A 12,928-nucleotide genomic window follows, 5' to 3' on the forward strand; every position below is an offset into this window, starting at 1 on the left:
ACGATGACCTGGCGCGTCTCGGGCCAACCCGGGATCGAGCTCGCGCCGAGCGCGCGGAGCACCAAGCTCCACTCGGCCGCAGCGACCTTGATTTCGTAGGGGTCGATCGCACCTGCGTAGTCCACGGTCTCGCCCTGCGTGTCGACGAGCGCTCCGCCGTGCGCGCCAGTGCCGTCGCAAAGCTGAAGGAGCACCGCGCTGAACGGCGTCGCGTCCTGGTCGCGTATCGCGCTGGCGCGACGCCGAACGCTCATTCGCCGATCCGGACTCGGGCCAGGAGCTCGTTCGCTCCGCGGTCCAGCATCACCGGGGTGGCCTGGTTGACCGCCTCCAGGATGGACTGGTGTCGCTTGCGCGCGCGCCGATCGATGATCTCTCGCCGCATCACCAGCCGGCGCTCCTCGAGCGGGACCGTCTTCTCCGGCAGGCGCTCCAGGGCCAGGATCACGTGGAGCCCGTAGCGCGTCTCGACCACCCCGCTAGTTCCCGGCACCTCTCGGATGGCGTGGGCCCCTCGCGTGAAGTCCACCTCGAAGCGCGCGACCTCGGCCGTCGGAGGCTGCTTCGGATCGCCGCTGCGCCCGTCCAGCGCCACCGGCGGCAGGTGCTCGACCTTGGTCTTCAGGCCCTCGGCGTCCACCGCCTTGACCTTCGCCTCGAAGGTCTCGGCGTCCGTCACGCCGCTCACCGCTTCGTGGATCCGCTCGGCGACGCGCCGGGTCTTCTCGCTCTTCTTCGGCGCGTCGTCGAGCACGACCGCGTGAACGGTCCGCACCAGCGCCGGACGCGCGAAGTCGAGCCAACGCAGCGCGGTGACCTCCTCGACCTCGGCGTCGCTGGGCGGGCCCGCGGCCTCGGCTTCGTGCCGGATCTCTTCGAGTACTGCGCGGGCCAAGGCCGAGCGCTCGGCGCTCTCGATCTGGCCCGTGCCGGCGAGCACCCGGCGCGCGTGGGCGGCGAACAGCGCGTCGGACACCAAGCGCTCGCGCGCCTCCGCAGGGCTGACGCTCTGCGCGGCGGCCACTCGCGCGACGAGCTCCGCCGAGATGTCGTCGTCCCCCACGCGCGCGGCGACGCCGTCCGGCAGCGTGGCGACCTCCGCCCTGCGCGTGGCGTCTCGCTCCGCAGTGCAGGCGAGCGCGATGGCACCGAAGAGCACGAGGCGTCGCATGGCTCAGCGAGACGCGCCTTTCGGGCGCAGCATGTCCGTCGCCGCGCGCAGCACCAGCCCGCCCACCACCAGCCAGTAGAGGGCGTCCAGGTCGCGTCGATCGCCCAGCGCGCTCACCCCCATGGTGAACGCCCCGGCCGCGGCGCAGAGGAGCAGGACACTGATGACGTCGACGGCGCGGGCCACGGTGCAGACTCTACTCGACCAGCATCCACGCGAAGCGCAGGATCAGCGCGATGGCCAGCAGCGTGAGCGGACGAACGGCCGCTCCCAGCCGCGCCGTCGGCGGCGTGAGCGGGCGCCAGTCCTGGCGATCGACGGCGACTTTCGCCGCGCTGACCGTGAGCGCGATGGCACACACGATGGCGGCGGAGTGGGAGAGCAGCGCGTGGCTCGGGCGCGCCACGCGCCAGGCGGCGAACAGCGTCGACGCCGCCCCGAGCAGCCCGATCGCGAAGATCACGCTTGCGAAGGCGGGCAGCTGGCTCCGGGCGGGCAGGGGCGCGCCCAGGATGGCCCGCGGGTCGTCCTCCGGGATCCCGGGGGCCCGAACCGCGCCCCAGCCGAAGGCGAACAGCACCCAGGCCACGACCCCGATGGCGGCTCGCACGGGCTCGAGGTGCTGCACGCTGATGGAGGGTCCGAGGGAGAGCCAGGTGACTAGGCAGAGGGCCATGGTGACGTGGATGCCCACGGCGCGGCCGAGGCGCGGGTAGGCGCCGGTGGCGAGCGGACCCGCTACCATCGCCACGAGCGCGGCCCCGGCAGCCAGACGCGTGCCAGCGCCGACGCCGCGCTCGAAGGCCGGTACGCCCACGGTGGCCACCCAGGCCAGGAGGCCGGGGAGCAACATGTTGGAGCGCGCGGACAGCGAGGCGACGCGCTCCGCGTTCGCGACGGCCATGCCGGAAGGCTACCTCAATTTCCCGCGACGCCAGAACAGCCAGACCACCAGGCCGCCGATGACCACGCAGGTGGCGGCGAGCCAGAGCGCCGGACCCCGGCTTTTCGGTGGCGTCCACGCCGCGACCACGACCCTCGGCCCCGGCTCGCGCAGGCGCTCGACCCAGTTGAAGCGCTCCGCGACGCCCGCGGCCATGGCCGCGTCGCCGGCGCGCTTGAGCGGGGAGTGGGGCGGTCGGTCGATCTGGACGTCGCTGATCTCGACGCCCGGCACGTCGTAGGCGTCCTCCAGACGAATGGCGCCGATCTCGCGGGCGTGCTCCCGCAAGCGCAGCGTCCACGAAAAGTGCAGGTGGCCGCTCGGACCCGGCGTCCAGCCCTCGGCCTCGACGCGCTCGATGTCGCGCGGCCCGAGGCGCCGGCAGGACACGCGCCCGAGGGTTGGACCCGTGCAGACCGAGAGCGCTCCGAGGAGCGCGGCGGTGCGCGCGTCCAGGGCCGCGTTGCCCTCGGCCGCGCTGACCTGGAAGTCTCCGTCGCGATCCGCGCTCTTTCTCAGCTCGCCCGCCAGGCTGGCCCCGAAGCCCACGCGGTAGCCGATGCGAATCGGCTCCTCGGCGAGGCGCAGCTCGATCCAGCGCTCGGCCTTCACGGTGGGAAAGCGGAGATGGCTGTCACCCTCACGCGCCACCAGCACGGCGCAAAGGCCGAGCGCGAGAGCGGCAGCGCGGCGCATGCTCAGCGCGCGGCGTGCTCGACCATCTTCAAGAACGTGAGCACGGGGTGACCCGTCGCGCCCTTCGGATAGGCGCCCTTCGCCGCGTCGGCCAGCACCGGACCGGCGACGTCGCAGTGGATCCAGTGCGTCTTGCCGACGAACTCCCGAAGGAAGAGCGCAGCGGTGATGGAACCGCCCCAACGGTCGGCGGTGTGCTTCAGATCCGCGACGTCGCTCTTCAGGCCCTCCTTCAGGTCGTCGAGGAGCGGCATGCGCCAGAACTGCTCGCCCGCCTCTTTTGCCGCCACCTCGAGCTCGCGCGCGTTCTTGTCCTCGGTGGCGTAGAAGGCCGAGCAGTTCTTGCCCAGCGCGACGATGCACGCGCCGGTCAACGTCGCGGCGTCTACGAGCAAGTCCGGCGAGAGCCGCGAGGCATAGGTCAGCGCGTCCGCGAGCACCAAGCGCCCCTCTGCGTCGGTGTTGACGATCTCCACCGTCTTGCCGTCGAGCGAGCCGAAGACGTCGCCGGGGCGGTAGGCCTCGCCGTCGGGCATGTTCTCCGCTGCGCCGACGATGCCGTGCACCTCGACCTGCGGCTTGAGCGCGGCCACCGCGGCCATCAGGCCCAGCACGGCGCCGGCTCCGCCCATGTCGGTCTTCATCTCGCCCATGCCGGGCGCAGGCTTGATGCACAGACCGCCGGAGTCGAAGGTCAGGCCCTTGCCGACGAAGACCAGCTTCTTCTTCGGCTTCTTGGGCACGTAGGAGAGGTGGATGAAGCGCGGCTCGTTGGCGCTGCCCTGGCCCACCGCGTAGTGCAGCTTCATGCCGGCAGCGGCGATGCCCTTCTTGTCCAGCACCTTGATGCCCAGGCCGTTCTTCTTGGCCAGCCCCCGGGCGATCTGCGCGAGCGCCTCGGGGTTCAGCTCGTTCGGCGGCTCGTTCACCGCGTCGCGGGCGAGGCAGATGGCGTGGGCGATCTTCAACCCGAGCTCGATGGCGCTCTTGTCCGCTTGCGCCTGCTTGTGGACGAAGAGCTTCACGTCCTTGACGTCGGTCTTGGGGACGCGATCGCCGGTCATGTACTTGGTGAAGCGGTAGGCACCGAGCCCGACGCCTTCGGCGACGACGCGCAGGTCGACGCCCTCCGCCGGCAACACCAGGGCGAGGCTCTTGGCCTTCGCGCCTTGCGCGGCGCGGGTGGCCGCCGCGGCGCAGGCCCTGAGCCGTGCGGGCTCGTGGGCGCGTTTCGGTCCGGTGCCGAGGAGCAACACGCGACGTGCCTTGACGCGACCCATGCTGGGCAGGTCCAACGCTTGGTCGGCCTTGCCGGCGAAGTCAGCCAGCTTCGCGTGCTCGAGCAGCGCGCCCCCCAGCGCACGGTCGAGGTCGGCGACGACCTTCTGCTTGTCGAGGCCTCCCTCCGTGACGAGCACGGCGAGCAGATCGACTGCGGCGCTGGTCGGATCACCCGAAGCTGTCTGAATGTGCAAAGCCATGTTCGCGATGTCTCCTCTGGCGGGGGGCGAGATAGTGCCACCCCAGGCCGAGGAGCTTCAAGCAGGCTTTGCGGGCCGAGCCTTCAGCCCTTGTAGATGGCGATGATCTTCTTCAAGAGGTCGATGCCCTCGGCGCGTGGGCGCTGGAAGGCGTTCCGCCCGACGATGGAGCCGAAGCCGCCGCCGGCGTTGATCTGACGGATCTCGTCCAGGACCTCGTCGGTGCCCTTCGCGGCGCCACCCGAGAAGATCACGATACGTTTGCCACCGAAGGCCGCTTGCACGCAGTAGCGCACCCGCTCGGCCAGCGTGGCCACGGGGATCTTCGCCTTCTCGATGGCCTTCTTGGCCTCGGCCTGCTCGATGTGCGCGGTGGGCGGCTTGATCTTGATCAGGTGCGAGCCGAGCTCCGCCGCGATGTGCGCCGCGTACGCCGCGACGTCGATGGCAGTCTCACCGTCCTTGCTCAGGCCTTCACCGCGCGGGTAGGCCCAGGTCACCACGGCGAGCCCCTTCGATTTCGCCTCGTAGGTGAGCTCCTTCAGATCCTGGTACATCGTGTTGCGCAGACCGGAGCCGGGGTAGATGGTGTAGCCGATGCCGACGCAACCGAGGCGCAGCGCGTCGTCGACCGTCGCGGTGAGCGCCGAGCAGGGCTCGACCTTGGAGAGCGAGTCGCTGTTGTTCAGCTTGAGGATGAGCGGGATCTGCCCCGCGAACTTGTCGGCGCAGGCCTCGAGGAAACCGAGCGGAGCGGCGTAGGCGTTGCAGCCGGCGTCGATGCCGAGGCGGAAGTGGTACTCTGGGTCGTGCGCGTCGGGGTTCGTCGCGAACGAACGCACCGGGCCGTGCTCGAAGCCCTGGTCCACGGGCAGGATGACCAGCTTGCCGGTTCCGGCCAGGGCGCCCGTGTTCAAGAGGCGCGCGATGTTGGTCTTCGTGCCCGGGTTGTCCGAGCCATACCAGGAGAGGATTTCCTTCACGCGGTCGGTGGCCATGTCGTTTTCCCCTTCGCTGATGCAAATTCAGCGCGGCCCGGCGGGACTGCCGAGGCTTGCCCGCTTGAATGCGGGCCCGGAACGTAGATCCTTATCGTCGGCCTTTCAACCGAGGTCGTACGAGGAGAAGAAGGAGCGCCATGACCCAGACCTCTTGGAGCCCCCCGGACGCGTCGAAGGCGGGCGCCACGCTCGAGACCTTCGTGCTCGAAGGCATGTTCCAGGTTCCCGGCGCGACCGGGACGTTCACCTCGGTGCTCAACCAGATCAGCTTGGCGGCGAAGCTGATCACGTGTCGCGTCCGCAGTGCAGGACTTGCGGACGTGCTCGGCTACACCGGCGAGACCAACGTGCAGAACGAGAGCGTGCAGAAGCTCGACGTCATCGCCAACGAGATCGTGCTCAACGTGCTCCGGCGGCGCGGGCACTGCATGGGCGTCGCGAGCGAGGAGCTCGACCACGCGGTGATCTTCCCCGAGGCGCGCGGCGGCTACCTGGTCGTGGTCGATCCGCTCGACGGCTCCAGCAACATCGACGTGGACGTGTCGATCGGCACCATCTTCGGCATCCTGCGCGCCGACCGGGACAAGCCGATCACCGAGGGCAGCTTCCTGGTGTCGGGCAAGGACTACGCCGCCGCCGGCTACGTCATCTACGGCACCTCGACGGTGCTGGTGCTCACCACCGGCAAGGGCGTGCACGGCTTCACCTGGGACCCTGCGGCAGGTGAGTTCTTCCTCTCGCACGAGAACATGCGCTGCCCCGAGCGCGGCAACATCTACTCCGTGAACGAAGGCAACCACGCCCGCTGGACCGACGGCGTGAAGCGCTGGGCCAGCCACATGAAGGAAGAAGACAAGGCCGACGGGCGCCCCTACACGCACCGCTACGTCGGCTCGCTGGTCGCCGACGCCCACCGCACTTTGATCAAAGGTGGCATCTTCGCCTACCCGGCGGACACCAAGAGCCCGAAGGGCAAGCTCAGGCTTTTGTACGAGGCCAACCCGATGGCGATGATCTTCGAGGCCGCCGGCGGCCGCGCCATCACCGGCCGGGGGCGAGTCCTCGACGTGGTCCCGAGCGAGCTCCACGCGCGGGTACCGCTGATCATCGGCTCCAAGACCGACGTGGAAACCTTCGAGCGATTCGCCGGGAACGAGGCCTGACCACTCCCCAGCGCCCGAGACCCTGATACACTTGGGGCATGCGTCTTCCGGTCGCGACCGCGAGCGCGAGTCTGCTCGCCGTCCTCTTGGCTTCCTCGTCCGCCGGCGCGCAATACGGCGGACAACCGCCACCTCCGGGCTACGGGCAACCGCCGCCTCCCGGCTACGGGCAACCGCCGCCTCCGGGATACGGACAGCAACCCGGCTACGGACAGCAACCCGGCTACGGACAACAGCCAGGCTACGGGCAGCCGCCGCCTCCCGGCTACGGGCAGCAGGGCTACGGGCAACAGGGCGGCTACTACGGCGGCCCTCCGCCGCCGCCGCCGAGGAAGCCCGACAGCGGCTTCGAGGTGCCGCCGCTCTCGTTCCGGATCGATCCTTTCAACTGGCTCCTGCAAGGGCGGCTCGGCCTCGAGCTCGAGGTCGGCTTGCTCGACTTCATGAGCTTCGAGCTGGTCCCGGTGTTCGTGGTGAACGAGCAGCCGCCGGTGATCAACTTCCGCGGCATCGACGAGGAGCTGACGCAACATTCGAACGGCATCGGCTCGATGGCGGGCGCGGCGTTCGGCCTGGGCTTCTGGCTCGAGGGCAAACCCTTCGAGGGCAACGTGCTGCGCGTGATCCTCACCAACTACGGCTACGAGTACCGGACTAGCGACGACGCGGGCGACATCGACGCGGTCGAGCACACGGAGCGACACCTGTACGGCTTCTTCGGCTCTCACTCGCGCTGGGGGTTCTTCACGCTCTCGGCGGGCATCGGCTTGGGTGTGGAGTTGAACAAGGAAGAGCGCTGCTACCCGACGCCGCCGGCGACGCCCAAGACGGACGCCACGACCTCCGGCTGCGACGGGCAGCTCTTGATCTCGATGGACCGGAACACCAGCAAGCTGGCCGACCTGAACGGCGGCTTCCACCCGGTCTACCTGATGGGGCGATTTTCGCTGGGCATCGTGATCGACTGAAGCGTCGGGGAGAGGACGGTAGGGGTGAGCGAGCGTCGCAAGAACAAGATGAAGACGCTGCCCATGCAGGACCCGGAGGCGACGCACGTCGGCGGCGCACCGCCGGGCTGGGAGGGGGAGTCGACGATGGTGGGCACGCCGATCGGCTGGGAGGTGAACACCTCACCAGACGCGGAGATCCCGCCGGAGTGGGAGGTCGAGCGCACGGTGGAGGAGCAGTCCCCGGCGCCCAAGCCCAGGAAGCCGTCGAAGCCACCGGTGCACGCGCTCGAGAAGACGCACATCGGGCCGCCGCCGGACTTCGATCTGCGGGGGCGCGTGGCGGCTCCGGAGCCCTCCTCCCCGGTCGCCGCGCCGAAGGTCGAGCGCCCTCCGATCGAGGTGGAAGTACGCAAGCTCTCGGCTTCCTCTGCGAAGCGCGCGCCGCCTGCCTACGAGGTCTGGACCAAGAACCGCGTCTACGCCCTCGATCCGATGCTGGTGTGCGTGGACGTCATCGACCTGGCCACGGGCCAGAGCGACAAGAAGCACGGCTTCCTGGGAGGACAGCTGGTGGGCGGGCAGCGCCGCGTGAACGACAACAACGAGCTCACCTTTCCGCTGCCGACGCCGGGCTCCGAGGCGGTGTTCCAGACGCTGGACATGAATCGCCGGCCGCGGCTGGTGGTCACTTCCAAGGTGACGCGCGTGATCCTGCACGTGCAGATCGTCCGCGTGGCCGAGACTCAGAAGGACGACACCTGGAGCGCCATCGCCAGCACGCGCCGGCCGGTGATTTGAGTCACCAGAAGCTCTCCGCCGTCAGGTGCCCGGGCTTGCGCTGTCGGTGCTTGCGGAAGCCGCGCGGCGCGAGCAGCTCGCTCACCTCTTCGATCATCTGCGGGTTTCCGCAGAGCATCAGGTGAGAGCGCTCCGGGTCGAGCGCGAGGCCGGCGGCCTCTTCGAGCGCGCCGCTCGAGAGCAGCGTCGTGATGCGGCCGTGAGAGACTCCCTCGGCGCCGGGCTCGCGGGTGACGGCGGCGACGTAGCCGACCGGCAGCCGGGCGAGCTCGTCCCGATACGCCAGCTCGCCGAGCGTGCGCGCGCCGTGGACCACCACGACGCGCTCGAAGCGCGCGAGCACCTCGCCGGAGCGCAGCATGGACACGAAGGGAGCGAGGCCGGTGCCCGTGGCGAGGAGCCAGAGCTCCTTCGCGGGCGGCAGCCACCTCAGCGTGAAGAAACCCTGCGGCTGCTTCTCGATCTGGAGCGGATCGCCGGGGCGAAGCTCGAACAGCCGCGGCGAGAAGCGCCCGCCCGCCACCAGCGTGACGAACAGCTCCGGCGGCGCTCCCGGCGCGGACGCCAGCGAGTAGGCGCGGCGCACGCGCTCGCCGTCGATCTCGAGGGAGATGTTCGCCCACTGCCCGGCCTCGAAGGGCGACAGGCTGCCCTCGAGCTTCAGCGTGGCCAGGCCGGGCGCCCACTCGTGGCGTTCGGCGATCTTGGTATCCAGCCAGGCGCTCATGCACCTCAAATACACGAAAGCGCCGCCCCGACCAGCGGGACGGCGCTCTCGCGCGTGGTTCAGGACCGAGCGGGTATCAGAACCCGATCGTGCCCTTGACGCCGATGGTCAGCCACTGGTGCATGGCCTTGTCCTCGATGTCACCCTCGTTGTCGCCGGTGACCTTGGAGTACTGGCCGATGGAGAAGTTCAGGAACGGGCCCACGCCGATGTTGTCGGCGACCTTGAAGTCCGCGCCTGCCATCAGGGTCGCGAACTCGAGGCCGCTCACGCCCGACTTCGTGTCGCCGGCCTTCTGATCGACCATTTCCAGGCCGACGCCCAGACCGAACCAGGGGTTCATCGACTCGCCGGGCGACAGGTGGTACTGGCCCTGAAGACCGAAGCGCAGCTGGCTCGCCGAGCAGTCCACGCTCGCCGCGTCACAGGCGTCCTTGATGTCAGAGTTGAGCATCAAGATGGCGTACGAGGCGTACAGACCGACCATGATGTTCGGCGTGACCATGTAGCCGAGGTCGAGCCAGATCGGGATACCGCCGCTGACGCTGTCGCTGAGCTTGACGTCCTTGGCGGAGTCACCCATCGGGAGCTCGTAGCCCAGGCGCAACCCGAGCTTGATCTTCCCACCGGCGTCCGGAGGAGCGCTGGTGTCGACGGCTCCGCCCGCCTTCGCCTCGCCACCCGCGGCTGCGTCGCCGCCGGCCGGCGCTTCTTCGCCGCCCGCGGGCGCGTCCGCCGCTTTCTCCTCACCGCCGCCTTCGCCTTCCTGGGCGAGCGCGCCGGCTGCGGTCAACGTGAATGCGAGCCCCAAGGCAACTGAAGAAATACGACGAATCATTCTGCTTCCTCCTGGTACTTGAATGTCCGGCGCTCGAATGGGTTTGCCGTTGGATGGATCAGTGCGCCGGCTAGTTTCGCGAGATCATCCCCGCTAGTGGTTCGAACGGCCCAATTTGCTGCGGGCCGAGAAAGCCCGATCTCAGAGCGGATTGGTCTTTCCCACTCGGCCGTATACGTCAGAAAGGGGCGTGACCACCCCTGCTTTCGTACGAAAGACGAGCCGGCCCGCGGGCAGATTCAGCGGTTTTTCTGGCTTTTCGTGCGAACTGGGCTACGCAGCCCGGACTCGAACGCCACGGGGGCTACCCCGAGGCGGCGACAAACCCTAGGTATTGAGGTCCGTGACCGCCTTGCTCGACCACCCCTACGCCGCGTTCCTGCAGCGTGTGGAGAAGCCCACCCGCTACACCGGTCGCGAGCACGGCAGCCGGCGGAAGGACTGGGACGCCGTCGAGGCGCGGATCTGCCTGGCGTTCCCCGACGTCTACGACATCGGGATGAGCCACCTGGGCTACCGCATCCTGTACAAGATCCTGAACGACGATCCGCGCACGCTGGCGGAGCGCTGCTACACGCCGTGGCTCGACATGCAAGGCGAGCTCGTCGCGCGCGAGCTGCCGCTGGTGTCGCTGGAGAGCGGGCGCCCGCTCTCGGAGTTCGACGTGGTGGGGTTCTCCCTCCAGTACGAGCTCACGTACACGAACATCCTGACCATGCTCGACCTGGGCGGCATCCCGCTCCGGAGCGCCGAGCGTGGCGAGGACCATCCGCTGGTGGTGGCCGGAGGGCCGGTGGCGACCCACGCCGAGCCGATGGCCGACTTCCTCGACGCGCTCCTGATCGGCGACGGCGAGGAGGCCGCCACCGAGATCGCGCTCGCCTGGACCCGCGGCAAGCGCGAGGGCCTGAGCCGCCGAGCCAGGCTCTTGCGCCTCGCCAACCTGGCGGGCGTGTACGTGCCGTCGCTCTACGCGACCGCCGTCGACGCGGACACCGGGCTCGAGGTCGTGACCGGGCCCGCGCTCGATCCCGAGACCGGCGCTCCCTACCCGGTGCCTTTCCCCATCGAGCGCCGCGTCCTGCCGAATCTGGACGCGTTCCCCTTCCCCGACGACGGCCCCGTCGGCGGGCCGGAGGCGATCTTCGATCGCATGAGCATCGAGGTTGCCCGCGGTTGCACCGAGGGCTGCCGCTTCTGCCAGGCCGGCATGATCTACCGGCCGGTGCGCGAGCGTGACCCCGGCGAGGTCGTGCGCACCGTCCAGCGCGCGCTCGAGAAGAGCGGTCAGGACGAAGTGAGCCTGACTGCGCTCTCCACCGCGGACGTGAGCGCCATCTCGCCCTTGATCCGCGACCTGGCGAAGAAGACCGCACCGGAGCGAGTGAGCCTGGGGGTCGCGTCGCTGCGCGCGTACGGGCTGGCGGAGGACTTGCTCGACGACATGCGGCAGGTGCGGGCGACGGGCCTGACCTTCGCGCCGGAGGCAGGCACGCAGCGCATGCGCGACGTCATCAACAAGAACGTGACCGAGGCGCAGCTGCTCGAGACGGCCGAGCGGGTGTTCTCGCGGGGCTTCGACAAGATGAAGCTCTACTTCATCTGCGGGCTGCCCACCGAGACGGACGAGGACGTGCTCGGCATCGTCGAGGTCGGCAAGAACGCCCTCGGCGTGGGCAAGCGGCTCGGAGCCCGGCCCAAGGTCACCGTCAGCGTCAGCGTCCACGTGCCGAAGCCCCACACGCCGTTCCAGTGGTGCGCCATGGACACGCCGGACGCCATCGCCCACAAGCAACAGCTCCTGCGCGACGCCGCGCGGGACGCCCGCGGGCTCAAGCTGCGCATGCACGAGCCGAGCTCGAGCTTCCTCGAGGCGGTGATCGCGCGGGGTGATCGCCGCCTCTCTCCCGTGATCGAGCACGCGTACCGGGCCGGCGCCCGCTTCGACAGCTGGGAAGGTCGCGTGCAGCTGGAGCTGTGGCGCGACGCCTTCCGCGCGTTCGGCGTGGACGAAGCCCGCTACCTGGGCACGCTGCCGGTGGGCGCGCGCCTGCCCTGGGATCACGTGGACGTCGGTCTCGAAGACGGCTTCCTCGCCCGGGAGTACCGGAAGAGCCTGCACAGCCGGCTGAGCCCCCCCTGCGGGAAGGCCAAGGGCATGTTCGTCCACCACGACAACGTGACCGACGCCAGCGCCGATCAGCGCCGCTTGGTCTGCTACGACTGCGGCGTCGCCTGCGATCTGACGGCGATGCGGGACGAGCGCATCGAGTTTCTGCGCGAGATGAGCGCGCTCGAACCGCGGGCGCAGACGCGTCTGCCGCTGATCTCGAACGCCGAGCGGCGCAAGCAGCAACCCGAGGCCTTCCGGCCCGTGCGCCCGGGCAACCCGCCCGAGCGCTGGCGCTTGTCCTTCGCGAAGACCGGCCCGCTGGCGCTGCTCGGGCACCTGGACCTGATCCGCGAGCTGCCGCGGGTCATCCGCCGCGCTGGCATCAAGACCCACTACACCGCCGGCTACCACCCCAAGCCCGACATGAGCTTCGGTCCCGCCCTGTCGCTCGGCGTCGCGAGCCTGGACGAATACGTGGACGTGAAGCTGATCGATTCGCCGGAAGCCGCGGAGCTGTGCTCGCGCCTGAACCAGGCGGCTCCTCCGGGGCTCTGGTTCATCGGGGCGGCGCTGCTCGGGCCCAACGACCCGGGCGTGAACCGCATCCTCGACGGCGCACGGTACGTCGTGGGCCTGGCCGAGGGTGCGCTGAGCCGGGCGGAGCTCGAGGCCAAGATCGCGGAGTTTCTAGCCAAGACGGAGCACCGCGTGCGCCGCGAGATCGAAGGCGTCGGCAAGATGGTGGACGTCCGGGCCTTCGTGATGAGCCTCCGCATCGGCGGCGGCGACGCGCTGGAACGGGCTGGCATCGTGGGTCGCTCGCTGCCGCTCGAGGTCGAGGTGCGCTTCTCGCAGAGCGGCGCGGTCAAGGTGTCCGAGGTGGTCGGGGCCGTGGTGGGCGACGTGCCGTACATCGCCGTGCGCACCGCGCTCACCGGCGGCGGCAGGTCGGCGCTGGAACTCGCTGCACACCGCAAGGTGCCGGTGGCGGAGACGCCCGTGGTGGTGCCGTTCGAGGGTTAGAAGCGCGACGGGCGCTCGGTTTCC

13 protein-coding genes (1 of these 13 running past the window's edge) are annotated in these 12,928 nt (G+C 69.6%); 4 read left to right on the top strand and 9 right to left on the bottom strand.

The genetic code is table 11. The features are described from left to right. The 7 genes from HS104_23495 to HS104_23525 all read right to left on the bottom strand — a co-directional run. Window positions 1–254 carry the beginning of a hypothetical protein gene (locus tag HS104_23495; protein ID MBE7482925.1) on the bottom strand. 382 nt of this gene lie to the left of the window's left edge, so only the first 254 of its 636 coding nucleotides appear in the window; it begins with the start codon at window positions 252–254; the stop codon falls past the left edge of the window. Beyond that, complete coding sequence (locus tag HS104_23500; GenBank protein MBE7482926.1) at window positions 251–1,171, bottom strand: hypothetical protein; 921 nt, start codon at window positions 1,169–1,171, stop codon at window positions 251–253. Before HS104_23500 ends, HS104_23495 begins: the two co-directional genes overlap by 4 nt. A gap of 3 nt (window positions 1,172–1,174) precedes the next feature. Continuing rightward, window positions 1,175–1,357 carry a hypothetical protein gene (locus HS104_23505; protein MBE7482927.1) on the bottom strand — a complete coding sequence of 61 codons (183 nt, stop codon included), beginning with the start codon at window positions 1,355–1,357 and terminating at the stop codon, window positions 1,175–1,177. A gap of 10 nt (window positions 1,358–1,367) precedes the next feature. Then, window positions 1,368–2,075, bottom strand: coding sequence for a hypothetical protein (locus tag HS104_23510; protein MBE7482928.1), 708 nt, complete (start codon window positions 2,073–2,075; stop codon window positions 1,368–1,370). Between the two features lie 9 nt (window positions 2,076–2,084). Beyond that, window positions 2,085–2,810, bottom strand: coding sequence for a hypothetical protein (locus HS104_23515; GenBank protein MBE7482929.1), 726 nt, complete (start codon window positions 2,808–2,810; stop codon window positions 2,085–2,087). A 2-nt stretch (window positions 2,811–2,812) separates the two neighbouring features. Then, window positions 2,813–4,291, bottom strand: a complete 1,479-nt coding sequence (locus tag HS104_23520; protein MBE7482930.1) for a leucyl aminopeptidase — start codon at window positions 4,289–4,291, stop codon at window positions 2,813–2,815. Window positions 4,292–4,374: 83 nt separating this feature from the next. After that, entirely contained in the window at window positions 4,375–5,289 is a 915-nt protein-coding gene (locus tag HS104_23525; protein ID MBE7482931.1) for a class I fructose-bisphosphate aldolase, read from the bottom strand. A 140-nt stretch (window positions 5,290–5,429) separates the two neighbouring features. Between HS104_23525 and fbp the strand changes: the two genes are divergently transcribed. From fbp to HS104_23540, 3 genes are read left to right on the top strand one after another with little or no spacing between them, the layout of a single operon-like run. Further along, a complete protein-coding gene (gene fbp / locus HS104_23530) occupies window positions 5,430–6,455 on the top strand; it encodes a class 1 fructose-bisphosphatase (GenBank protein ID MBE7482932.1) in 1,026 nt (341 codons plus the stop codon). Window positions 6,456–6,493: 38 nt separating this feature from the next. Then, window positions 6,494–7,423 (top strand): hypothetical protein, encoded by a 930-nt coding sequence (locus HS104_23535; GenBank protein ID MBE7482933.1) that lies wholly within the window; start codon window positions 6,494–6,496, stop codon window positions 7,421–7,423. A 24-nt stretch (window positions 7,424–7,447) separates the two neighbouring features. Next, window positions 7,448–8,203 (top strand): hypothetical protein, encoded by a 756-nt coding sequence (locus HS104_23540; protein ID MBE7482934.1) that lies wholly within the window; start codon window positions 7,448–7,450, stop codon window positions 8,201–8,203. Window position 8,204: 1 nt separating this feature from the next. Here HS104_23540 and HS104_23545 read toward each other — a convergent pair whose 3' ends face one another. Together HS104_23545 and HS104_23550 are read right to left on the bottom strand one after the other, a co-directional pair. Then, window positions 8,205–8,930, bottom strand: a complete 726-nt coding sequence (locus tag HS104_23545; protein ID MBE7482935.1) for a ferredoxin--NADP reductase — start codon at window positions 8,928–8,930, stop codon at window positions 8,205–8,207. A 76-nt stretch (window positions 8,931–9,006) separates the two neighbouring features. Beyond that, window positions 9,007–9,768 carry a hypothetical protein gene (locus HS104_23550; GenBank protein MBE7482936.1) on the bottom strand — a complete coding sequence of 254 codons (762 nt, stop codon included), beginning with the start codon at window positions 9,766–9,768 and terminating at the stop codon, window positions 9,007–9,009. A 334-nt stretch (window positions 9,769–10,102) separates the two neighbouring features. On the opposite strand from HS104_23550, the gene HS104_23555 reads away from it, so the two are divergent. Continuing rightward, on the top strand, window positions 10,103–12,904 hold the full coding sequence (locus HS104_23555) for a TIGR03960 family B12-binding radical SAM protein (GenBank protein ID MBE7482937.1): 2,802 nt from the start codon (window positions 10,103–10,105) through the stop codon (window positions 12,902–12,904). Window positions 12,905–12,928: the final 24 nt, after the last annotated feature.

The sequence above is a fragment of the Polyangiaceae bacterium genome (genome assembly GCA_015075635.1).
GTDB lineage: Bacteria > Myxococcota_A > Polyangia > Polyangiales > Polyangiaceae > JADJKB01.

What these genes read in the sequence shown, in the direction of transcription:
- HS104_23500 (MBE7482926.1), bottom strand. Translation starts at nt 1,171, where the DNA reads ATGCGACGCCTCGTGCTCTTCGGTGCCATCGCGCTCGCCTGCACTGCG.
- HS104_23510 (MBE7482928.1), bottom strand. Translation starts at nt 2,075, where the DNA reads ATGGCCGTCGCGAACGCGGAGCGCGTCGCCTCGCTGTCCGCGCGCTCC.
- HS104_23515 (MBE7482929.1), bottom strand. Translation starts at nt 2,810, where the DNA reads ATGCGCCGCGCTGCCGCTCTCGCGCTCGGCCTTTGCGCCGTGCTGGTG.
- HS104_23520 (MBE7482930.1), bottom strand. Translation starts at nt 4,291, where the DNA reads ATGGCTTTGCACATTCAGACAGCTTCGGGTGATCCGACCAGCGCCGCA.
- HS104_23525 (MBE7482931.1), bottom strand. Translation starts at nt 5,289, where the DNA reads ATGGCCACCGACCGCGTGAAGGAAATCCTCTCCTGGTATGGCTCGGAC.
- fbp (MBE7482932.1), top strand. Translation starts at nt 5,430, where the DNA reads ATGACCCAGACCTCTTGGAGCCCCCCGGACGCGTCGAAGGCGGGCGCC.
- HS104_23535 (MBE7482933.1), top strand. Translation starts at nt 6,494, where the DNA reads ATGCGTCTTCCGGTCGCGACCGCGAGCGCGAGTCTGCTCGCCGTCCTC.
- HS104_23545 (MBE7482935.1), bottom strand. Translation starts at nt 8,930, where the DNA reads ATGAGCGCCTGGCTGGATACCAAGATCGCCGAACGCCACGAGTGGGCG.
- HS104_23550 (MBE7482936.1), bottom strand. Translation starts at nt 9,768, where the DNA reads ATGATTCGTCGTATTTCTTCAGTTGCCTTGGGGCTCGCATTCACGTTG.